Here is a 19,628-nt window from a genome sequence, read left to right on the forward strand (position 1 = left end):
CCCCGCCCGCGGAGGGGTCCTGCACGGCGTGCACGGCACTAGGCGGGCTGTCCGAGCGGACTGCCCGGGGTGAGCGTCCGCGATCGCCACAGGTGCGCGCAGAGCACCGCCCCACCGGCGGCGAGCAGCCCCAGCCAGACCAGCCGCGGCCCGGGGGCCACTCCGTCGACCAGTCCCTGCAACCCCGCGGTGACCAGCGCGGCCAGCACGAGGACCGCCGTGACGTCGACGGCCTGCGCGCGGGCCAGCGCGGCGAACCAGGTGGCGACGTAGCCCGCGAGGATCAGCCCCGTGAGCAGCACCCACGCCCACTGGGTCGCGTTCGCGGGGACGACCGCAGCGAGCCCACCCCGGACGGCGGCCCAGCCGAGCAGGACGACCGAGCCCACCCCCATCCGCACCACGCCGAGCGTCCACGACGACAGGTCCCCCAGCAGCCGCTTCGCGAGGACCACCTCGACGGACCACATCAGGGTCGCCGCGAGGATCATCAGCTCGCCGGAGCCGATCGCTGCGGTGACCCCGCCGACCAGACCGACCTGCCCCACCACGAGGAGCACGATGGCGACCCCGTGCGCCGCGCTGAGCCGCTCACCGAGCAGAGGCACGGCGAGCACGGCCACCCAGATGACGAGCGTCTTGTGCAGGAAGGCCGACTGCGCCGACGACGCCCGCGCGAGCCCCTCGAAGAAGAGCAGGAAGGGGACGCTCCCGCCGACGACGCCGATCACGGCGAGAGCCGTCCACTGACGTGCCCCGCGCGGACGGGTCAGGCGACGACGAGGTCCGGCTGCCGTGACCACCGCGATCAGCACCAGCGCGGCGACGAGGTTCTTCGCCGTCGTGTACGCCGAGGCGTCGCCGTAGGCGCGCACGCCGTTGCCGTTGAGGAAGACCGCGACCCCGCTGATCCCGGCGGTGGCCAGGGCGAGCAGCAGTCCGGTCCGTCGGGTCGTGGTCATCGCGGCACCTGTCTCGTCTCGTCGTCACCGCGCAGGCCTCGTGCCGTCGCGGCCTCCTCCGGCTCCAGCCGGGCGAGGGCGAACCCCGCGTGCACCAGCAGCCACTGGCCCACCTCGGGCGTCGCGTCCAGGGTGAGGGCGCTGACCCGGACCGTCCGCCCGCGGTCATCGGCCCAGAGCCCCTCGGCGTCCACGGCCGTGACCTGGACCAGCTCACCCAGGCACACGGTCGCCCCCAGGTCCGCCGTCCTGCTGTGCCATGCCGACCGCCGGGGTCCTCGTCCGCTTCGCCACGGCCACGCGGGCCCCGGACGGGGCGGCGTTCTGCGCGCGCGGTGGCAGGGTGCAGCTCGCCGCCAGCGGAGCCTGTGCCGCAGAGGTGCGGGTCACGGCGACGACCTCCGACTGGATCTGGTGGAGGGCTCGATGGACCTCGCGCGAGAGTCCTGGCCGGTGGTCGGTGACGGCGACCTCGACGCCCACGACGACGAGCCGGTCGGGGAGCCGACCGAGGGCTCGCCCCAGCTCGATCGCCGCCGCGAGCCCGAAGGCGTGGGTCCCGCCCCGGCCGGTCCTGGCCCAGGCCTTGTCGGCCACCGGCCCGGCCCGCGGCCCGACCTCCATGGTCACGATCGTGCCGGGCGGCGCACCCGTGCGGATCGCGTCCACGACGACCACGCCGTCGTAGGCGAGCCACAGGTCGAGCAGCCCGGTCGGGTCCTCGTGGACGAGGACGTCGACACCGTCCATCCCGAGTCCGGCGATCCCCGCGGCGACCACCGGGCCGACGGCGTCGTCGCCCCGGTCGGCGTTACCGAGTCCCACCACGAGCCACGTCATGATCGCTCCACCGTCAGGTCCAGGAAGTGCGTGGCGCAGGAGATGCAGGGGTCGTAGTTGCGGATCGCCTCCTCGCAGCGGTGCGAGAGGTCGTGGTCGGAGAGCCGCACCCACGCCTCCGCGAGCTCGCGCAGGTCTGCCTCGATGCTCGGCTGGTTCTGGGACGTCGGCGGGACGATCTGCGCGTCGAGGATCGTGCCCGCCTCGTCCAGCGTGTAGCGGTGGAACAGGACCCCGCGCGGGGCCTCGGTCGCCCCGAAGCCCTCGCCGGCCCTTGCCGGCACCGGGACCGAGGGCGGCACGCCGTCGCGCCAGCCGTCGATGATCCGCAGCGCCTCGTGCAGCACCTCGACGAGCTCGACGGCCCGGACGATGATCGACCGGAACGGGTTGCGACAGGTGGTGCCGAGCCCCGCCTCCGCTGCCGCCTGCTGGGCGAGCGGCGAGAGCCGGTCGTGGTTGAGGGTGTACCGCGCGAGCGGTCCGACGACGTAGGGCCCTTCCCCGTCGAGGGTGGCGTGCAGCGCGTTGGAGTGGGCCACGTGGTGCTCGGTGATGTGCTGCGGCCACTCGCGCACGTCCCAGTCGCCGCCGGCCGTGGTGACCACGCGTCCGGCCTCGATCGGGTAGCCGCTCGCGGGACGGAGGGACAGGTAGGTGTAGGGCTGCTGCATCTCCGGGAAGTCGAAGGTCGAGACCAGGCGCACCGTCTCCAGCGCGTCCTCGAGCCCCTGCTCCAGCGCCGGGCGCAGGCCGCGCAGCTCGGCGACGGAGGGCATCCGGTAGAAGCCTCCGAGCCGCACGTTGATCGGGTGCACCGAACGCCCGCCGACGAGGGTCATCAGCTGGTTGCCGACCTTCTTGAGCCGCAGCCCGCGCTCGACGACCGGTCCGTGGTCCTTGGCCATCTCGATCGCCCCGGGATAGCCGAGGAAGTCGGGGGCGTGCAGCAGGTAGACGTGCAGGGCGTGGCTCTCGATCCACTCGCCGCAGTACAGCAGCCGGCGCATGGTGCCGATCGCCTCCGGCACGCTCACCCCGCAGACGTCCTCGAGCGCCATGCAGGCGGAGAACTGGTAGGCCACCGGGCAGATCCCGCAGATCCGCGCGGTGATGTCCGGCGGCTCGGTCCAGGCCCGGCCCCGCAGGAAGGCCTCGTAGAAGCGCGGCGGCTCGAAGATCCGCAGCTCGACCTGGGTCACGTGCCCGTCGTGGATCTCGAGATGCATCCCGCCCTCGCCCTCGACCCGGGCGAGGGTCCCGACGTGCAGCACCTGCCCGCCGTCGGTCAGCTTGTGGCTCATGGCCCCTCCCCCTCGGCGGTCGGCGCGAGCGCGTGCTCCTGCCGTTCGCTCTCCTGGCGGAACGGCTCGGACGCCGCGTTGAACGTCCGGTAGATCCGCATGACGTCCTCGTGCGCCATCCCCTGGGCGAGCAGGCGGTCGGCGAGGGAGGAGGTGTTGGGCGTGTCCTGCGGGCCGAAGCAGCCGTAGCAGCCCCGGGCGAACAGCGGGCACAGCGCTCCGCAGCCGGCCTGGGTGACCGGTCCGAGGCACGGCGTGCCGTGCGCGACCGCGACGCACACCACGCCCTTGCGCTTGCACTCCACGCAGACGCTGTAGGTCGGCACGCGCGGACGGCGGCCCTGGATCGAGGCGGCGAGCACCTCGAGGAGCTGGTTCTTGTCGATCGGGCAGCCCCTGAGCTCGAAGTCGACGCTCACGTGCGCGGAGATCGGGGTCGACCGGGACAGCGTGGACAGGTACTCGGGGTGCGCGTAGACGATCGACCGGAACTCGGCCACGTCGCCGAAGTTGCGCAGGGCCTGGATGCCGCCACTCGTCGCGCAGGCACCGATGGTCACCACGAGCCTCGACATCTCCCGGATCCGCCCGATCCGCTCGATCTCCTCCGGGGTGGTCACCGACCCCTCCACGAGGGAGACGTCGTAGGGCCCCTCGACGACCGCCCGCGTGGCCTCGGGGAAGTAGGCGATGGTGACCGCCCCGGCGAGCGCCATCAGCTCGTCCTCGCAGTTGAGCAGGGTGAGCTGGCAGCCGTCGCAGGACGCGAACTTCCACACCGCGAGGGTCGGCTTCCCGTGGGCGGCGCTCGTGTACATCACAGCTCCCGGGTGGCGAGAAGGGGGGCCAGCCGGTCGTAGCCGAGCACCGGCCCGTCGACGCAGAGGAACAGCTCGCGCAGCTGGCAGTGGCCGCACAGCCCGATCCCGCACTTCATGTTGCGCTCCATGGACAGGCGCACCCGGTGGGCGGGGACACCGCGGGCCACCAGGGCCTGGGCGGCCGGCCGCATCATCGTCTCGGGGCCGCAGACCAGGGCCAGGGTCGCGTGCGGGTCGAACCCGGCGCGGGGCACCAGCTGGGTGACGTACCCGACCTTTCCCTGCCAGGCGTGCTGCCCGTTGTCGACGGTGACCTCCACGACGATCCCGTGGTCCCTCGCCCACCGGCGCAGGTCGTCGCCGAAGAGGATGTCCTCGGGGGTCCGCGCCCCGTAGAGGAGGACGACGCGGCCGTACCGCTCACGCTCGGCGACCACCTGGAGCAGGGCGGGGCGCAGCGGCGGGAGCCCGAGGCCACCCGCGACGAAGACGATGTCGCCCCCTGCCCCGTCGGTCACGTCCCAGGTCGTGCCGAACGGTCCGCGCACCCCGAGGACGGCCCCGACCGGCGCGGCGACCAGGGCGTGCGTGACCGACCCGACGTCCCGGATGGTGTGCTCCAGCGGACCCGGCCGGGTCGGGTCCCCGCTGATCGAGATCGGCACCTCCCCGATGCCGAACGCGTCGAGCATCGTGAACTGGCCGGGTCGGTAGACGAGCATCGGCCCGTCCAACGGCTCCAGCTCGAGGGTGAACACGTCGCGGGTGTCCTGGCGCGTGCGCCTGATCCGGTAGCGACTCGGCAGCATCGCGTCCGTCGGGGGCGCCGCAGGCGCAGGGGCGTGGGCCAGGCTCATCCGCTCCTCCTCACCTCGTCGCGGGCTGCGGCGTCCACCGCAACGCCGCGGCCTCCACGGTGATGTCGATCGCCGCCGGGCACCAGGTGATGCACCGTCCGCAGCCGACGCAGCCGGACATGCCGAACTGGTCCTCCCAGGAGGCGAGCTTGTGCGTGAGCCACTGGCGGTACCGCGAGCGCGTCTCCTGCCGCACGCTCCCGCCGTGGATGTAGGCGAAGTCCTGCGAGAAGCACGAGTCCCACACCCGATGGCGCTCGGCGACGTCCCCGGAGAGGTCGGCGACGTCCTCGACCGAGGTGCAGAAGCAGGTGGGGCAGACCATCGTGCAGTTCGTGCAGGCCAGGCACCTCGCGGCGACGTCGTCCCAGCGGGGGCTCTCGGCCGCGGCGTAGAGCACCTCGCGCAGCCCGTCGGTCTCCACGGTTCGTCCCATCCGGCCCGTGGCGTCCTCGACCACTGCGGCGGCTGCCTCGAGGTCCGCCACCGTCGCGGGCGGGGCCGCGAGGTCCGCGAGCACCTCCGCCCCGCGCGCCGAGCCGACCTCGACCACGAAGCGGTGCCCGCCGTCGAGGAGCTCGGTCAGGGCGAGGTCGAAGCCGCCCTCCGGGTGCGGGCCACCCCCCATCGACACGCAGAAGCAGGTGCCACCCGGGTCGGAGCAGGTGATCGCGACCAGGAAGGCACCCTCAAGGCGTGCGACGTAGCGGGCGTCGGCGAACTGCCGGCCCGCGAGAACCGTGTCGTGCACGGCCAGGGCCCGCAGGTCGCAGGGACGGACCCCGACGAAGGCGTAGGGACCCCCCTCGGACGGAGTCGCCTCGTGCACCTCGAGCTCGGTGCCGGTGCGCCGGCCCCGCCAGATGACCTCCTCCGTGGGGAAGAGCACGGGCTTGACCGCCTGGGCCGGGGCAGCGAAACCGAACAGGGCGTCGTCCCCGCGGTCACGGAGCCGGTACAGCGCCGCGTCCTGCTCGTCCCCGACACCGTGCGGAAGGTCGTCGACAGAGGACACCGGCGCCATCACCACCGCGCCCTCGCGCACGCGCGGACCGATCACCTGGTAGCCGCGCGCACTCAACACGTCCAGGAGCCTCTGGAGCCCCTCGAGGCCGATGACCGTCTCGTCCGCCATTGGACGCCTCCCGTGTCACTTTCCACGCTCGCCCCGGGTCCGGGCCCCCACCAGGGACCTAGGTCATGGGTGGGTGGAGGGCAGGACCGCAGGGCGGACCGGGGTGCCGTCCCGCTGACCACAGGCCGTCCACGGACGGCGGACCTCGCGTCGGGAGGTCAGACGACGACGTTCCTCGGCACCCCGGAGAGGAAGGCCTCCACGTTGCCGACGGCGCCCTCGGCCATCCGGGCGAGGGCCGCGGGAGTCCTGAACCCGAGGTGCGGGGTCAGGACGGTCCCCGGCACGGTGAGCAGCGGGTCGTCGGGGCGCAAGGGCTCGGGGTCGAACACGTCGAGGGCCGCCCGGACGTCACCCCTGGCCAGGCGGGCCGCCAGGGCGCCCGGCTCGAGGATCTCGCCCCGAGCCGTGTTGACCAGGATCGAGCCGGGTCGCAGCAGGTCGAGCTCCGCGGTGGTGATCATCCCCCTGGTCTCGTCGGTGAGCGGCAGGTGCACGCTGACGACGTCGGCGTCGAAGGCCTGCGCCCAGCCGAGCGGTTCGACCCCGGCGGCGGCCATGGCCTGCGGGTCGGTCACCTTGTCCCAGGCGCCGACCCGCATCCCGAGGGCGACGCCGAGCCGCGCGACGACCCGCCCGATCCCCCCGAAGCCCAGCACCGCGAGCCGTGACCCGGCCAGCTCCCGACCCGACCACCCGGCCCACTGCCCCGCGCGCACGGCGCGGTCACCTGCCGGTACGTCGCGGGCCGCGGCGAGCATGAGGGCGAGGGTGAGCTCGGCCACCGCCTGGTCGCCGTAGTGCGTCACGTTCGTCACCGTGACGCCGAGCTCCCGGGCCAGGTCGAGGTTCACGTACGACGCGGCGCCCGTCCCGGTGAAGGAGACCAGGCGGAGCCGACCGGCTGCGGCGAGCAGCGCCTCGTCCGGCAGGTGCGTGGCGAGCAGGACGACGTCCGCCCCGGCCACCCGACGCACCAGCTCGGCCTCGTCGGGGACGTCGGGGGCGAGCCCGACCTCGCCGATCGCCGCCAGGCGGGAGCGCAGGGGTTCGGCGGCGAACAGCTCGGTGAAGTCGCCCTCGGCACTGGGACAGACGATCCGTGGTCTCACGGGCACCGACCGTAGTCCGACCGTGTGTCCTGCGTGTCACGCGACCAGGGCCGGCCGCGCCGGTGCCCCGCGCCCCCCGTCAGGACGCGGCGTCGAGCGCGGCCAGCAGGTCCGCGGCCGGCACCGTCCCCGCACCGCGGCCCGCCGCGAGCGCCTGGCGGGCCCTGCGCTGGAGCAGGGCGTTGACCGGGGTCGCCACGCCGTGCAGCGCCCCGAGGAGCACGATCTCGCCGTTGAGCCAGTCGGTCTCGATCGACCCGGATCCTCGCTGGAGCGACTGCCACGAGGACCCGCCGCCGCGCGTCCGTCCGGGGGCTGCGCGCATCTCGAAGCCCGCGAGCCCGCTGTCCTGCTCCTCAGGCGAGGCGGGCCGCACGCCCGCGGCGGCGAGCACCTCCCGACCCTCCTCGACGGCCAGCGCAGCGAGCTCGCGCCATGCCTCGTCGCGTTCGGTGCCGCACAGGGCCTCGACCGCGTTGGCCAGGTTGCTCAGCAGCTTCGCCCACTTCCAGGCCATGACGTCCTCGACGACCGGCGCCCGGAACCCGGCGGACGTGAGATCGGCTGCGATCGCCCTCGCGTCGCTCCTGGCCGTGGTGCTCCCCGTGACGGCCGGACCGATCGGCAGCACACCTGCGACGGGCGTCCCGATCGCCTGCACCTTCCCCGGCTCGAGGTAGGTCGACGGGAGCCAGACGCACATCCCCAGCACCCGGGAGAAGCGCCGCAGCGCCGCCCGCTCGTTGTCGACGCCGTTCTGGGCGCAGACCAGGACGAGGTCCTCGGCCGCGGTCCCGCCTCCGTCCACGGGGCGGTCGGCCCAGTCGGCGAGGGCTGCGGCGGTGTCCTGGCTCTTGACCGCGAGGACGAGCACGTCGTCACGGCGCAGGGCGAGCTCCTGCGGGCCGGCGGCAACCGGCGGCCGCACCTGGTGGACACCCCGGTGGGTCCACACCTCCAGCCCGTCGGCCCTGATCGCCTCGAGCTGGCGCCCACGAGCGACGAGCACGACCTCGTGCCCGTCGGCCGCGAGCAGCCCGCCGATCGTCCCGCCGACGGCACCTGTCCCGATGATCACGTATCGCACGGGGACCACCGTGCCACACCGTCCTGCCGCACCGGGCAGCGCACGGGGCCCCGGCCGCGACCGGGGCCCCGAGGGCTGTCGTGCGGGTGGGCGATCAGCGCGCGCGGTGCGCCAGGTAGTAGTCGATCAGCCCACGGGTGGACGGGTCCTGCGCCTCGAGCGCAGCGGTGTCCCCGGCGACGGCGGGTGCGATCTGCGCCGCGAGCTTCTTGCCGAGCTCGACACCCCACTGGTCGAAGGAGTCGATCCCCCAGACGATGCCCTGGACGAAGGTGATGTGCTCGTACAGGGCGATGAGCTGGCCGAGGACGGACGGCGTCAGGGCAGGCGCCATGATCGACGTCGTCGGCCGGTTGCCGGAGAACACCCGCGCCGGGACGATCTCCTCGGCCGTGCCCTCGGCGCGGACCTCCTCTGCCGTCTTGCCGAAGGCCAGCGCCTTCGTCTGGGCGAAGAAGTTCGCCAGGAAGAGCTCGTGCACGTCCGGTGCACCCTCCGCCGCGTCGTCGACCAGCGGGTGGGCAGGGGTCGCGACCGCGAGGAAGTCGGCGGGGACGAGCCGGGTGCCCTGGTGGATGAGCTGGTAGAACGCGTGCTGGCCGTTCGTCCCCGGCTCGCCCCAGAAGACCTCACCGGTCTGGGAGGTGACCGGGGTGCCGTCCCAGCGCACCGACTTGCCGTTGGACTCCATCGTCAGCTGCTGCAGGTACGCGGCGAAGCGGTGCAGGTACTGGGCGTAGGGCAGCACCGCGTGGGTGTGCGCGTCGAAGAAGTTGACGTACCAGACGTTGAGCAGGCCCATGAGGACCGGGACGTTGCGCTCGAAGGGGGTGCTGCGCAGGTGCTCGTCGACGGCGTGGAAGCCCGCGAGCATCTCGCGGAAGCGCTCCGGGCCGATCGCGATCGCCAGCGAGGTCCCGATGGCGGAGTCCATCGAGTAGCGCCCGCCGACCCAGTCCCAGAAGCCGAAGGCGTTGGCCGGGTCGATCCCGAACTCCGCGACCTTGTCCAGCGCGGTGGAGACGGCGACGAAGTGCTGAGCGACGGCGTCCTTCTTCGCCTGCTCGCTGTCGTCGATCACGCCCTCCTCCTGGAGGCGGCGCCACAGCCAGGCCCGTGCGAGGCGCGCGTTGGTGAGGGTCTCCAGCGTGGTGAAGGTCTTCGAGGCGACGATGAAGAGCGTCGTGGTCGGGTCGAGGTCGGCGACCGTCTCGGCGAGGTCCGTCGGGTCGATGTTGGACACGAACCGCACCTGGAGCCCCGGCTTCACGTAGGGCTTGAGCGCCTCGTAGGCCATCACCGGGCCGAGGTCCGAACCGCCGATGCCGATGTTGACGACCGTCTCGACCCGGCGACCCGTCACCCCGCTCCAGCTGCCGTTGCGCACCTTCTCCGCGAAGTCGCCGACCTGGGCCAGGACCGCCTGGACGTCGCCGTCCACGTCCTGGCCGTCCACCAGGAGGCTCGGCTCGGCGCCGGCCGGGCGACGCAGCGCGGTGTGCAGCACGGCGCGGTCCTCGGTGACGTTGATGTGCTCGCCGGAGAGCATCGCCTGGATCCGCTCGGCGAGACCGACCTGCTCGGCGAGCTCGACCAGCAGCCCGAGGGTCTCGTCGGTCACGAGGTTCTTGGACAGGTCGACGTGCAGGTCGCCGACGGTGCGGGTGAGGCGAGCGGCACGGTCGGGGTCGGCGGCGAACCAGCCGCGCAGGTCGGGGATGAGCGCTGCGTGGTGCTCGGAGAGCGCCGTCCAGGCAGGGGTGGTCGTCGCGTCGACGGGGGTGCGGGTCACAGGTCCTCCAAGGTTCTCGTGGTCCACCGTAGTGATCGTCGGACGGGGGCAGTACCGGACCCCGACCGGGACCCGTGCCCGTCACGCAGCGGTGAGCGCCCGGAGGCGGACGACGGCCTCGTCGAGCACCGCTCGCTCCTTCACGAACGTGAAGCGCAGGGAGGAGCGCAGCGCCGCCTCCGTCGGGGAGCCCTCCCGGCAGAAGGCGCCCACCGGGACGCCGACGACACCGGCGAGCTCCGGCAGGCGCCTGCACAGCTCGGTTCCGTCGTCGAAGCCGAGCCGAGCGCCGTCGACCACGACGAAGTAGGTCCCCTGCGGCACGACGACGTCGAACCCCGCCCGGTCCAGCCCCGCGCACAGCAGGTCCCGCCGGTCACGCAACGAGGCGGCGTGCGCCAGCACCCACGCCTCGGCGGCGCCGTCCTCGTCGCGCAGCGCCGAGGCGACGGCGACCTGGAACGGTGCGCCCGAGACGTAGGTGAGGAACTGCTGGACGGTGCGCACGGCGGTCACCAGCGCGGCGGGTCCGCTCACCCAGCCGACCTTCCAGCCGGTGAAGGAGAACGTCTTGCCTGCCGAGGAGATCGTCAGGGTCCGCTTGGCCATCCCGGGCAGGGTCGCGATCGGGAGGTGGGTGGCGCCGTAGGTGAGGTGCTCGTAGACCTCGTCCGTGACGACGAGGAGGTCGTTCTCGCGAGCGAGGCGGGCGATCTCCGCCAGCTCGTCAGCGCTCAGGACGGCGCCCGTCGGGTTGTGCGGGGTGTTCAGCAGGATCATCCGGGTCCGCGGGCCGACCGCCGCGCGCAGTGCCGCGAGGTCGACGGCGAACCCCTCGGGGCCGGGGACGAGGGGAACCGTCCGGTGGTGTGCTCCTGCCATCGCCAGCACGGCGGCGTACGCGTCGTAGAAGGGCTCGAGGGTGAGCACCTCGTCGCCCGGGTCCACGAGCGCGAGTACGGTGGCGGCGATCGCCTCGGTCGCCCCCGTGGTCACCAGGACCTCCGTCCGAGGGTCGGGGTGCAGCCCGTAGTGACGAGCCTGGTGCGCCGCGACCGCCGCGCGCAGCTCCGGCTCTCCCCCGCCGGGCGGGTACTGGTTGCGACCGGCGAGGATCGCCGCGACCGCGGCGTCGCGCACGGCGACCGGGCCGTCCACGTCGGGGAAGCCCTGACCGAGGTTCACCGCCCCGGTGCGGGCGGCCAGTGCCGACATCTCGGCGAAGATCGTCGGCCGGACGACGCCGTCGGCTCCTGCGAGCCGTGCGGCGCGGGCCACCTGCTGCCATCGGTGCACGGGACAAGCGTAGGTCGCTCAGCCCTTGCCGAGCTCGACCCAGCCCTGCCGACGGTAGGCGGGGGTCGCGCACGCCAGGACGAGCACGGCGACGACGAGCGCACCCAGGATCACGGCCGACATCGCGACGGCGTCCCCGCCGAGCACGCCGACCAGGGGGCTGATCCCGCCGGCGAGCCCCGCCTGGAGGAAGCCGATCGTCGCGGCGGCCGTGCCGGCACGCTCCCCGTGCCGGGTCATCGCGAGGGCGGAGGCGTTCGCGGACAGGAACCCGAGGAGGAGCAGGACCAGCCACAGGGTCGAGACCAGCCCGACGAGGCCACCGCGTTCCGTCACGGCCAGGAGCAGGAGCACGCCGGCGGCCGCTGCGGCGGTCGGGGCCGAGGCCCGCAGCAGGCGTGCGGGGCCGACCCGTCGGACCAGGGCGGCGTTGAGCTGGGCGCCCAGCACGAGGCCGATCCCGCCGAGCGCGAAGACGAGCGAGAACTGCACAGCGCTCAACCCGAACTCCTCCTGCAGCACGAACGGCGAGCCGGAGACGTAGCTGATGATGACGACCAGCCCGAGGCCGGGAAGCACCGCGAGCGCGACGAAGCGTCGGTCCGCCAGGAGCGTGAGGTAGCCGCGGGCCAGGGTGGCCGCCCCGGAGTGCACCCGGCGCTCGCGCGGGAGTGTCTCGGGCAGGGCGACCGCCACGACGGTCACGAGGACGGCACCCAGCACCGCGAGGACCACGAAGACCCCGCGCCACCCCCAGTGCGCGGCGACCACGCTTCCGACGGACGGCGCGAACAACGGGGCGACGCCGATGACGAGCATCAGCCGTGACATGAGGCTCGCCGCATCGGCACCGGTGTAGCGGTCGCGGATCATCGCGATCGCCACCACCGTGGCCGCAGCGGCGACGAAACCCTGGAGCACCCGCAGCACGACGAGGACCGCGATGGTCGGGGCCATGGCGCACAGCACGGAGAGGACGGCGTGCAGGCTCACCCCCACCAGGACGGGGCGACGTCGCCCGAACCGGTCCGAGAGCGGCCCGATGACGAGCTGGCCGAAGGCCCCGCCCAGCACCATCCCGGTGATCGTCAGCTGCACACCGGCCGTCGACGAGAGCAGGTCCCTCCCGACATCCGGCAAGGAGGGCAGGTACATGTCCGTCGAGACGGCCGGGAGCATCGCGAGCGACCCGACCAGGAGGACGAAGCCGACCGTCGGTCCGGACGCGACGAGGGGCTCGGAGGTCCGGGTGGGCATGGGCAGAGCGTATCGGCGAATCGATTCGATCGGCTCGCGGATTGTCCGGCGGGCGGGGGTGTCGGGGTGCCCGGGCCGGCTCTCGGCACCTCGCGGAGGTCCGGGAGCGGGGGCATGCTGGGCGCATGTGCGGCCGCTACGCCTCCTTCCGCGAGGCCCAGGACCTCGCCGACGCGTTCGCCCTCGAGGACCTCGCGGACGACGCCGCGACCCTGCCGCCCTCGTGGAACCTCGCCCCGACGGACCCCGTCCGGATCGTCGTCGAACGGACCGCGAGGGACGCGCCGCCGGAATCGCCGCCGGTCCGCTCGCTGCGCCTGGCGAGGTGGGGGCTGGTCCCCGGCTGGGCCAAGGACCCCTCGGTCGGGGCTCGGATGATCAACGCGCGCGCGGAGACGCTCGCCGAGAGGCCGGCCTTCCGGCGCGCCCTTGCCTCCCGCAGGTGCCTCGTCCCCGCCGAGGGGTACTACGAGTGGACTCCCCCGCCGCCGGGCAGCCCCGCGCGGACGCCGAAGGTGCCCCACTGGATCCACCCCGCCGACGGTCGGGTCCTGGCGTTCGCCGGGCTCTACGAGTTCTGGCGCGATCCGACCCTCGCCGACGACGACCCCGCGCGCTGGCTCGTCTCCACGACGATCGTCACCGGCGGGGCGGGTCCGGACGGCGCCGCCGCTGCCCTGCACGACCGCCGACCCGTGATCCTCGCGCCCGGACGCTGGGATGCCTGGCTCGATCCCGGCACCGATGCGCCCACGGCACTCGGTCTGCTCGACGACCCGGCACCGAGCCTCGACGCGTGGACGGTCTCGACCGCTGTCAACAGCGCGACCTCCGAGGGCCCGGAGCTCATCGCGCCCGTCTGACTCCGCGGGGAGTCAGACGACGTCGAGGAGCCGCACGACGGGGACGGTGCCGACCCCCGGGATCATCCGCTCGCCGAGGGTCTCCAGCACGGCGCCGGGCACGGCTCCGAGCGCCGTGGCGGTGCCGCCGTCCAGGAGGACGGTCCCCGGTTCCGCGACGTCCGAGAGGCGGGCGGCGAGGCTGACCGCCGGACCGAAGACGTCGCCGAACCGCGACAGGACCCTGCCCCAGACCAGTCCGACGCGCACCGGGGACTCCGAGCCGACCGAGAAGGTCCGCGCCAGCTCCGTCGCGACGCGTGCGCCGGCTCCGGCGTCGTCCGCGACGAACAGGACCGCGTCCCCCACCGTCTTGATCACCCGTCCGCCGCCGGCGGTCACCACGTCCCTGGCGACGGCCTCGAAGTCGTGGACGAAGTCCGCGAGGGCGTGCGAGCCGAGGTCAGCCGTGCGCCCGGTGAACCCCACGATGTCGGCCAGGCCGACGGCACGCAGCAGCGGGAGCTCGTCGGACTCCTCCATGCGGTGCGCCTGGCCGAGCTCCGCGTCGATCCGCGCCGCCAGTGCGGCGAGCTGACGGCGCCAGCCGTGCAGGAGCTGCGCCTCGAGCAGGGAGATGATGGAGGGGAGCCGGTCCAGGACCATCAGGCGGGCGCTGGCGTCGTCGAGGCGGTACCGCTCGCGCATGTGCTCGACAAGACCCTCGACCTGCCAGGAGACGAGGCGGTCCGTCGTGTGCCCCACCGCGCGGACCAGGCTCACCCCGGTCCGGTCGGAGACCTCGAACTCGCTCTCGGCCGCGTGCAGCTGCCGGACGAGCCAGACGTCGGCGCGGGTGAAGCCGCCGACCTCGGGCACCACCAGTCCGAGCGCGTTCCAGATCCGCCGGATCTCCGCGCTCGGCACCCCTGCCATCCGGGCGGCCTCGGCCAGGTCGATCGACGCGGGGCCGCCGAGCAGCACCCGCTCGATCTCCGCGAGGGTCGAGTCCTCTCCTGCAGGGTCCTGCGGGGGCGTGGCCACCCGTCAAGGCTAGACCGCCGGTCCGTCCTCGACCGTCCGGAGCATGACGTCTCCCGCGTGCACGGGCACCACCCGCCCGCCCGACTCGACCAGCAGGGCGCCGTCGTCCGCGAGCGCGACGGCTGTGCCCCGCAGCAGCTGACCCCCCGGCCGCGTGACCTCGACCGTGCGGCCGAGGGTCATGCACGCCGCCGTGCAGGCGTCGGCGAGACGACCCGTCACCCGCCCGTCCTCGCGGCGCCACTGCGCCGTTCGCTCCCACCACCGGTCCAGCACGGCGGCCAGCACCCGGGCTCGCGACGCGGGGGCACCGGCCAGCGCCACCGAGGTCGCGCTGGCGACGGGGAGCTCCGCGGACTCCTGGTGCACGTTGATCCCGATCCCCAGGACGACGGCCGGCGCAGGCTGGGCGACGAGCTCCGCGAGCACCCCGGCCACCTTGCGGTACGGACCCCAGCCCGGGAGCGAGGTCCCGGCAGGGAGCAGGACGTCGTTCGGCCACTTGAGGACCGGGTCGAGACCGAGCGAGCGCAGCCCCTCGACGACGGAGAGACCCGCGAGCAGCGGTGCCCAGCCGAGCCGCTCCACCGGGACCTGCGGACGCAGCAGGACCGAGAAGGTGAGCGCGCGCCCCGGCGGCGTCGTCCAGGTGCGCCCGGCGCGCCCCCGCCCGCCCACCTGGTCGTCGGCGAGCAGCACCGAGCCGTCCGGCCACGGGTCGGCTCCGACGGCCCGTGAGCGCAGCTCGGTCGAGGTCGACCCCACCTGCTCGAGGACGAGGAGCCGTCCGGGAGGGCTCACCCCGGCGGCGGCGAGGGCCCGCTCGACGCTCGCGGTGTCGAGGAGGTCCTGGGCCATGCCCCCACGGTAGTGGCGCCCCGGAGCGCGAGGCCGTCGACCGGCGCCTCGGACGGGGGGCCGTTGTGGGGACCGGCACAGACGGACCGGCCGACACGGTGCGGACCCACACTGAGCATGTGGGGTTCCGACAACTAGCCTTCGTTGCGTGAGCGAAGCAACGGCCCGGACCAGTCCGACGACCAGGAGTCGGCTCGCCGACCTCGAGCAGCGCGCGGCCGAGCTGGAGGCGGCCGAGACGGCCGCGGCCGCCAAGCAGCACGCCCGCGGCAAGAAGAGCGCACGCGAGCGGATCGACGCCCTCCTCGACGAGGGCAGCTTCACCGAGCTCGACGCCATGGTCCGCCACCGCTCGACGAACTTCGGTCTCGATGCTCGCCGGATCCCCGGGGACGGCGTGGTCACCGGCCACGGCACCGTCGACGGTCGCCCCGTCGCGGTCTACAGCCAGGACTTCACCGTCTTCGGCGGCTCCCTCGGCGAGGTGCACGGGGAGAAGATCAGCAAGGTGATGGACCTCGCCCTGCGCACGGGGATGCCGCTGGTCGGCATCCTGGACGGCGGCGGGGCGCGGATCCAGGAGGGCGTGGCCGCCCTGACGCAGTTCGCCGAGATCTTCCGGCGGAACGTGGCCGCCTCCGGCGTCATCCCCCAGATCTCCCTCATCCTCGGGCCGAGCGCCGGCGGTGCGGTCTACTCCCCGGCCCTGACGGACTTCGTCGTCATGGCGGACGGCACGTCGAACATGTTCATCACCGGACCCGACGTGATCCGTGCCGTCACCGGCGAGGACGTCGGCTTCGAGGAGCTCGGCGGCGGGCAGACCCACAACGCGCGCTCCGGGGTGGCGCACTACCTCGGCTCCGACGAGGACGACGCGATCGACTACGTCCGCGCCCTGCTCGGCTACCTGCCGTCGAACAACCTCGCCGACCCGCCCGTCTGGACGGAGGACGTGGGTCGGCCCGAGGCGCTCGACGTCACGGATCAGGACCTCGAGCTCGACGCCCTCGTCCCCGACTCCGACTCCCAGCCCTACGACATGCGCACCGTCGTCGAGCAGGTGCTGGACCACGGCGACTTCCTCGAGGTCCAGCCGCTCTACGCCCGCAACGTGCTCATCGGCTTCGGCCATGTCGAGGGCCGCGCGGTCGGCATCGTCGCGAACCAGCCGCTGCACATGGCGGGGACCCTCGACATCAACGCGGCCGAGAAGGCCGCTCGCTTCGTGCGCACCTGCGACGCGTTCGGCCTGCCGGTCCTCACCTTCGTCGACGTGCCCGGGTTCCTGCCCGGCACCGACCAGGAGTGGAACGGGATCATCCGGCGCGGGGCCAAGCTGATCTACGCCTACGCCGAGGCCACCGTCCCGCTCGTGACGGTCATCACCCGCAAGGCCTACGGCGGTGCGTACATCGTCATGGGCTCCAAGCAGCTGGGTGCCGACGTCAACCTGGCCTGGCCCACCGCGCAGATCGCCGTCATGGGCGCCTCCGGCGCGGTGAACATCCTGCAACGCTCGGCCCTCAAGCAGGTCGCCGACTCCGGCGGCGACGTCGAGGCCGAGCGCGCCCGGCTGGTCGCGGACTACGAGGAGGCCCTGGTGAACCCCTACGACGCCGCCGACCGCGGCTACGTCGACGCCGTCATCGCGCCGTCGCAGACCCGGGTCCAGGTCGTCCGCGCCCTGCGGACCCTGCGCACCAAGCGCGCGTCGCTGCCCGCCAAGAAGCACGGGAACATCCCGCTGTGACCCCCGACGTGCGCGTGGTCAGGGGCGATCCCGACGACGTCGAGCTGGCCGCCCTGGTCGCGGGGCTGGCGGCGGGCTCGGCAGCGCTCTCGGCGGTCAGTGCCACCTCCGACACCGAGGCCGAGGGCAGGGCGGCCCGGCGACGCTGGCAGGGGATGGCCGATCGTCTCGACGGCGGACCGACCCCAGGACCCGACTCCTGGCGGTGGAGCAGGCCCTGAGGACCGGGCCCTGCGCGCCACTACGGTGGTGCCATGATCACGCCCGGCCAGCCCCGCCCGTCCACGCCGATCGACGCCATCGCCGACGCCTGGGTCACGACCCTCGCCCGGCTGGACCCGATCGCCGCCACCGGGATGGGCATCCCGGGGCACGATCACCGGTGGCCCGACTTCTCCCCCGCCGGGCACGAGGAGATGGCCACGGCGATCCGCGAGGTGCTCACCGCGCTCGACGCGACGAGCCCCGCTGACGAGATCGACCGGGTGACCGTCGCCGCGATGCGTGAGCGACTCGGCCTGCACCTGGAGCTGCACGAGGCAGCCGAGCTCATGGGAGAGCTCAACAACATCGCCTCCCCGATCCAGGCGGTGCGCGACAGCTTCGACCTCATGCCCACGGACACCGCTGCGGACTGGGAGGCGATCGCCTCCCGGCTCGGCGCCCTTCCCCAGGCCGCGGACGGAATCATCGCCTCCCTGCGCGAGGCGGCGTCCCGCGGGCGGGTCGCCGCAGCGCGGCAGGTGGCCGAGTGCGCTCGCCAGTGCGAGGGCTTCGCGGGCGAGGACTCCTTCTTCACCCCCTTCGTCCGCAGCGCTGCGGTGGACGCGGCCCTCGTCGGCGCCGAGGACCCCGCCGGCCTCGCGTCCCGTCTCGAGGAGGGCGCGGCGGCGGCCCGCACCGCGTACGCCGACCTCGCGGCCTTCCTGCGCGAGGAGCTGGCACCCCAGGCGCCGGCGGCGGACGCCTTCGGCCGCGAGCGCTACGCCCTGTGGTCCCGGTACTTCCTCGGCGCGCGCGTCGACCTCGAGGAGACCTACGCCTGGGGGCTCGCCGAGCTGGACCGCATCATCGCCGAGCAGGAGGCGGTCGCGGCCCAGGTCGCCGGTGAGGGTGCGAGCATCGCGGAGGCGATCGCCGTCCTGGACGCCGACCCGTCCCGCCTCCTGGCGGACTCCACCGCCCTTCAGGAGTGGATGCAGCAGACCTCCGACGCCGCCATCGAGGCGCTGGACGGCGTGCACTTCGACATCCCCGGCCCGGTGCGGACCCTGGAGTGCCGGATCGCCCCGACCCAGAGCGGTGCGATCTACTACACGCAGCCCTCGGACGACTTCTCCCGGCCCGGCCGCATGTGGTGGTCGGTGCCCAAGGACGTGACGAGCCACACGACCTGGCGTGAGCGGACCACCGTCTACCACGAGGGCGTCCCTGGCCATCACCTGCAGATCGCCCAGACCGTCTTCGACCGCGAGCGCCTCAACTCCTGGCGGAGGCTCGCCTGCTGGGTCAGCGGGCACGGCGAGGGCTGGGCCCTGTACGCCGAGCGCCTCATGGCGGACCTGGGGTTCCTCGACGACCCGGGCGACCGCCTCGGGATGCTCGACAGCCAGCGCATGCGCGCGGCTCGCGTCGTCTTCGACATCGGCGTGCACCTGGAGCTGCCGTGCCCCGAGCGCTGGGGCGGCGGGACATGGGACGCGGACAAGGCATGGGACTTCTTCCTGGCGAACGTGGCCATGCCGGAGAGCTCCCTGCGGTTCGAGTGGATGCGCTACCTCGGCTGGGCCGGGCAGGCGCCGGCCTACAAGATCGGCCAGCGCCTGTGGGAGCAGTCGCGCGACGAGGCCCTCGACGCCGCCGAGGCTGCGGGCGGGCAGCGTGACCTCAAGGAGTTCCACCGCCGGGCGCTCGGACTGGGCTCGGTCGGCCTCGACGTCCTTCGCGAGGCCCTCGCCGGGTAGCCTGCGCCGGTGACCTCGCTGCTGCTCGCCTCCGCCTCCCCCGCCCGCCTCGCGACCCTGCGCTCGGCGGGGTTGGCACCGTCGGTGCTCGTCTCCGGGGTGGACGAGGACGCCGTCCTGGCCGCGGCGGAGCAGCGCTTCGGCGCGCTCGACCCTGCCGACGCCGTGCTCGTGCTCGCCAAGGCCAAGGCGGAGGCGGTCGCCGGCCTGCTCGGCCGGCAGGACGAGGCGGACCCCGAGCTCCCGGACGAGGTGATCGTGCTCGGCTGCGACTCCTTGCTCGAGCTGGACGGTGCGGCGTTCGGCAAGCCGCGCGATGCCGCCGAGGCCGCCGCGCGCTGGCGCACCATGCGGGGCCGCTCGGGAGTGCTGCACACGGGGCACTGGATCGTCGACGCCCGGGCCGACGGCGTCGCCACCCTCGGGGCGACCGCCTCGACGACTGTCCACTTCGCCGACCTGTCCGACGCGGAGGTCGACGCCTACGTCGCGACGGGTGAGCCCCTCGCGGTCGCCGGCGCATTCACCGTCGACGGCATCGGCGGCCCGTTCGTCACGGGGATCGACGGCGACTACCACAACGTCGTCGGCGTGAGCCTCCCGCTGCTGCGCGAGCTCTTGGCCGAGGTCGGCGTGTCGATCACGGACCTCTGGCGGGCCTCCGGCCCCGACGCGCCTACCGGATGACGACAAAGCGCGCCCGT

The 19,628-nt window shown here is 73.6% G+C and carries 19 protein-coding genes; 5 read left to right on the forward strand and 14 right to left on the reverse strand.

Annotated features, from left to right (window positions below; genetic code table 11):
• Positions 1–38: 38 nt before the first annotated feature.
• The 12 genes from ABWK99_RS00005 to ABWK99_RS00060 all read right to left on the reverse strand — a co-directional run bounded on the left by ABWK99_RS00005 (position 39) and on the right by ABWK99_RS00060 (position 12,463).
• Positions 39–962 carry a DMT family transporter gene (locus tag ABWK99_RS00005; RefSeq protein ID WP_372592629.1) on the reverse strand — a complete coding sequence of 308 codons (924 nt, stop codon included), beginning with the start codon at positions 960–962 and terminating at the stop codon, positions 39–41.
• On the reverse strand, positions 959–1,189 hold the full coding sequence (locus tag ABWK99_RS00010; protein ID WP_372592630.1) for a HypC/HybG/HupF family hydrogenase formation chaperone: 231 nt from the start codon (positions 1,187–1,189) through the stop codon (positions 959–961). Before ABWK99_RS00010 ends, ABWK99_RS00005 begins: the two co-directional genes overlap by 4 nt.
• Complete coding sequence (locus tag ABWK99_RS00015; RefSeq protein WP_372592631.1) at positions 1,176–1,802, reverse strand: hydrogenase maturation protease; 627 nt, start codon at positions 1,800–1,802, stop codon at positions 1,176–1,178. The genes ABWK99_RS00010 and ABWK99_RS00015 overlap by 14 nt, the downstream gene beginning before the upstream one ends.
• A complete protein-coding gene (locus tag ABWK99_RS00020) occupies positions 1,799–3,106 on the reverse strand; it encodes a Ni/Fe hydrogenase subunit alpha (protein ID WP_372592632.1) in 1,308 nt (435 codons plus the stop codon). The genes ABWK99_RS00015 and ABWK99_RS00020 overlap by 4 nt, the downstream gene beginning before the upstream one ends.
• Positions 3,103–3,924 (reverse strand): hypothetical protein, encoded by an 822-nt coding sequence (locus tag ABWK99_RS00025; protein WP_372592633.1) that lies wholly within the window; start codon positions 3,922–3,924, stop codon positions 3,103–3,105. The genes ABWK99_RS00020 and ABWK99_RS00025 overlap by 4 nt, the downstream gene beginning before the upstream one ends.
• Positions 3,924–4,784, reverse strand: coding sequence for an FAD/NAD(P)-binding protein (locus ABWK99_RS00030; RefSeq protein ID WP_372592634.1), 861 nt, complete (start codon positions 4,782–4,784; stop codon positions 3,924–3,926). Before ABWK99_RS00030 ends, ABWK99_RS00025 begins: the two co-directional genes overlap by 1 nt.
• A gap of 10 nt (positions 4,785–4,794) precedes the next feature.
• A complete protein-coding gene (locus ABWK99_RS00035) occupies positions 4,795–5,919 on the reverse strand; it encodes a 4Fe-4S dicluster domain-containing protein (RefSeq protein WP_372592635.1) in 1,125 nt (374 codons plus the stop codon).
• Positions 5,920–6,077: 158 nt separating this feature from the next.
• Entirely contained in the window at positions 6,078–7,031 is a 954-nt protein-coding gene (locus ABWK99_RS00040) for an NAD(P)-dependent oxidoreductase (protein ID WP_372592636.1), read from the reverse strand.
• 79 nt (positions 7,032–7,110) lie between these two features.
• Positions 7,111–8,127, reverse strand: a complete 1,017-nt coding sequence (locus tag ABWK99_RS00045) for a ketopantoate reductase family protein (protein WP_372592637.1) — start codon at positions 8,125–8,127, stop codon at positions 7,111–7,113.
• An 85-nt stretch (positions 8,128–8,212) separates the two neighbouring features.
• Complete coding sequence (gene pgi, locus ABWK99_RS00050) at positions 8,213–9,910, reverse strand: glucose-6-phosphate isomerase (protein ID WP_372592638.1); 1,698 nt, start codon at positions 9,908–9,910, stop codon at positions 8,213–8,215.
• An 81-nt stretch (positions 9,911–9,991) separates the two neighbouring features.
• The gene (locus ABWK99_RS00055; protein ID WP_372592639.1) at positions 9,992–11,206 is read right to left on the reverse strand and encodes a pyridoxal phosphate-dependent aminotransferase; all 1,215 of its coding nucleotides are present in this window, start codon (positions 11,204–11,206) and stop codon (positions 9,992–9,994) included.
• Between the two features lie 18 nt (positions 11,207–11,224).
• The gene (locus ABWK99_RS00060; RefSeq protein WP_372592640.1) at positions 11,225–12,463 is read right to left on the reverse strand and encodes a multidrug effflux MFS transporter; all 1,239 of its coding nucleotides are present in this window, start codon (positions 12,461–12,463) and stop codon (positions 11,225–11,227) included.
• Between the two features lie 125 nt (positions 12,464–12,588).
• Between ABWK99_RS00060 and ABWK99_RS00065 the strand changes: the two genes are divergently transcribed.
• On the forward strand, positions 12,589–13,326 hold the full coding sequence (locus ABWK99_RS00065; protein ID WP_372592641.1) for an SOS response-associated peptidase: 738 nt from the start codon (positions 12,589–12,591) through the stop codon (positions 13,324–13,326).
• 12 nt (positions 13,327–13,338) lie between these two features.
• On the opposite strand, the gene ABWK99_RS00070 is transcribed toward ABWK99_RS00065, so the two are convergent.
• Entirely contained in the window at positions 13,339–14,349 is a 1,011-nt protein-coding gene (locus ABWK99_RS00070) for an adenylate/guanylate cyclase domain-containing protein (RefSeq protein WP_372592642.1), read from the reverse strand.
• Positions 14,350–14,358: 9 nt separating this feature from the next.
• Complete coding sequence (locus ABWK99_RS00075; RefSeq protein WP_372592643.1) at positions 14,359–15,207, reverse strand: biotin--[acetyl-CoA-carboxylase] ligase; 849 nt, start codon at positions 15,205–15,207, stop codon at positions 14,359–14,361.
• Positions 15,208–15,355: 148 nt separating this feature from the next.
• Here ABWK99_RS00075 and ABWK99_RS00080 point away from each other — a divergent pair, with 148 nt between their 5' ends.
• Genes ABWK99_RS00080 through ABWK99_RS00095 form a run of 4 tightly spaced genes read left to right on the forward strand, consistent with a single transcriptional unit; the run spans position 15,356 to position 19,611 of the window.
• Complete coding sequence (locus tag ABWK99_RS00080; RefSeq protein WP_372592644.1) at positions 15,356–16,960, forward strand: acyl-CoA carboxylase subunit beta; 1,605 nt, start codon at positions 15,356–15,358, stop codon at positions 16,958–16,960.
• Positions 16,957–17,181, forward strand: a complete 225-nt coding sequence (locus tag ABWK99_RS00085; RefSeq protein WP_372592645.1) for an acyl-CoA carboxylase epsilon subunit — start codon at positions 16,957–16,959, stop codon at positions 17,179–17,181. Before ABWK99_RS00080 ends, ABWK99_RS00085 begins: the two co-directional genes overlap by 4 nt.
• Positions 17,182–17,214: 33 nt before the next feature.
• Positions 17,215–18,924, forward strand: coding sequence for a DUF885 domain-containing protein (locus tag ABWK99_RS00090; RefSeq protein ID WP_372592646.1), 1,710 nt, complete (start codon positions 17,215–17,217; stop codon positions 18,922–18,924).
• A gap of 9 nt (positions 18,925–18,933) precedes the next feature.
• On the forward strand, positions 18,934–19,611 hold the full coding sequence (locus tag ABWK99_RS00095) for a nucleoside triphosphate pyrophosphatase (protein ID WP_372592647.1): 678 nt from the start codon (positions 18,934–18,936) through the stop codon (positions 19,609–19,611).
• The last annotated feature ends 17 nt before the right edge of the window (positions 19,612–19,628 follow it).

The organism is Actinotalea sp., assembly GCF_041597215.1.
GTDB lineage: Bacteria > Actinomycetota > Actinomycetes > Actinomycetales > Cellulomonadaceae > Actinotalea.

Coding starts and splice junctions, on each gene's coding strand:
- ABWK99_RS00025 (WP_372592633.1), bottom strand. CDS start 3,924: ATGTACACGAGCGCCGCCCACGGGAAGCCGACCCTCGCGGTGTGGAAG.
- ABWK99_RS00030 (WP_372592634.1), bottom strand. CDS start 4,784: ATGAGCCTGGCCCACGCCCCTGCGCCTGCGGCGCCCCCGACGGACGCG.
- ABWK99_RS00075 (WP_372592643.1), bottom strand. CDS start 15,207: ATGGCCCAGGACCTCCTCGACACCGCGAGCGTCGAGCGGGCCCTCGCC.
- ABWK99_RS00060 (WP_372592640.1), bottom strand. CDS start 12,463: ATGCCCACCCGGACCTCCGAGCCCCTCGTCGCGTCCGGACCGACGGTC.
- ABWK99_RS00065 (WP_372592641.1), top strand. CDS start 12,589: ATGTGCGGCCGCTACGCCTCCTTCCGCGAGGCCCAGGACCTCGCCGAC.
- ABWK99_RS00015 (WP_372592631.1), bottom strand. CDS start 1,802: ATGACGTGGCTCGTGGTGGGACTCGGTAACGCCGACCGGGGCGACGAC.
- ABWK99_RS00020 (WP_372592632.1), bottom strand. CDS start 3,106: ATGAGCCACAAGCTGACCGACGGCGGGCAGGTGCTGCACGTCGGGACC.
- ABWK99_RS00090 (WP_372592646.1), top strand. CDS start 17,215: ATGATCACGCCCGGCCAGCCCCGCCCGTCCACGCCGATCGACGCCATC.
- ABWK99_RS00005 (WP_372592629.1), bottom strand. CDS start 962: ATGACCACGACCCGACGGACCGGACTGCTGCTCGCCCTGGCCACCGCC.
- ABWK99_RS00035 (WP_372592635.1), bottom strand. CDS start 5,919: ATGGCGGACGAGACGGTCATCGGCCTCGAGGGGCTCCAGAGGCTCCTG.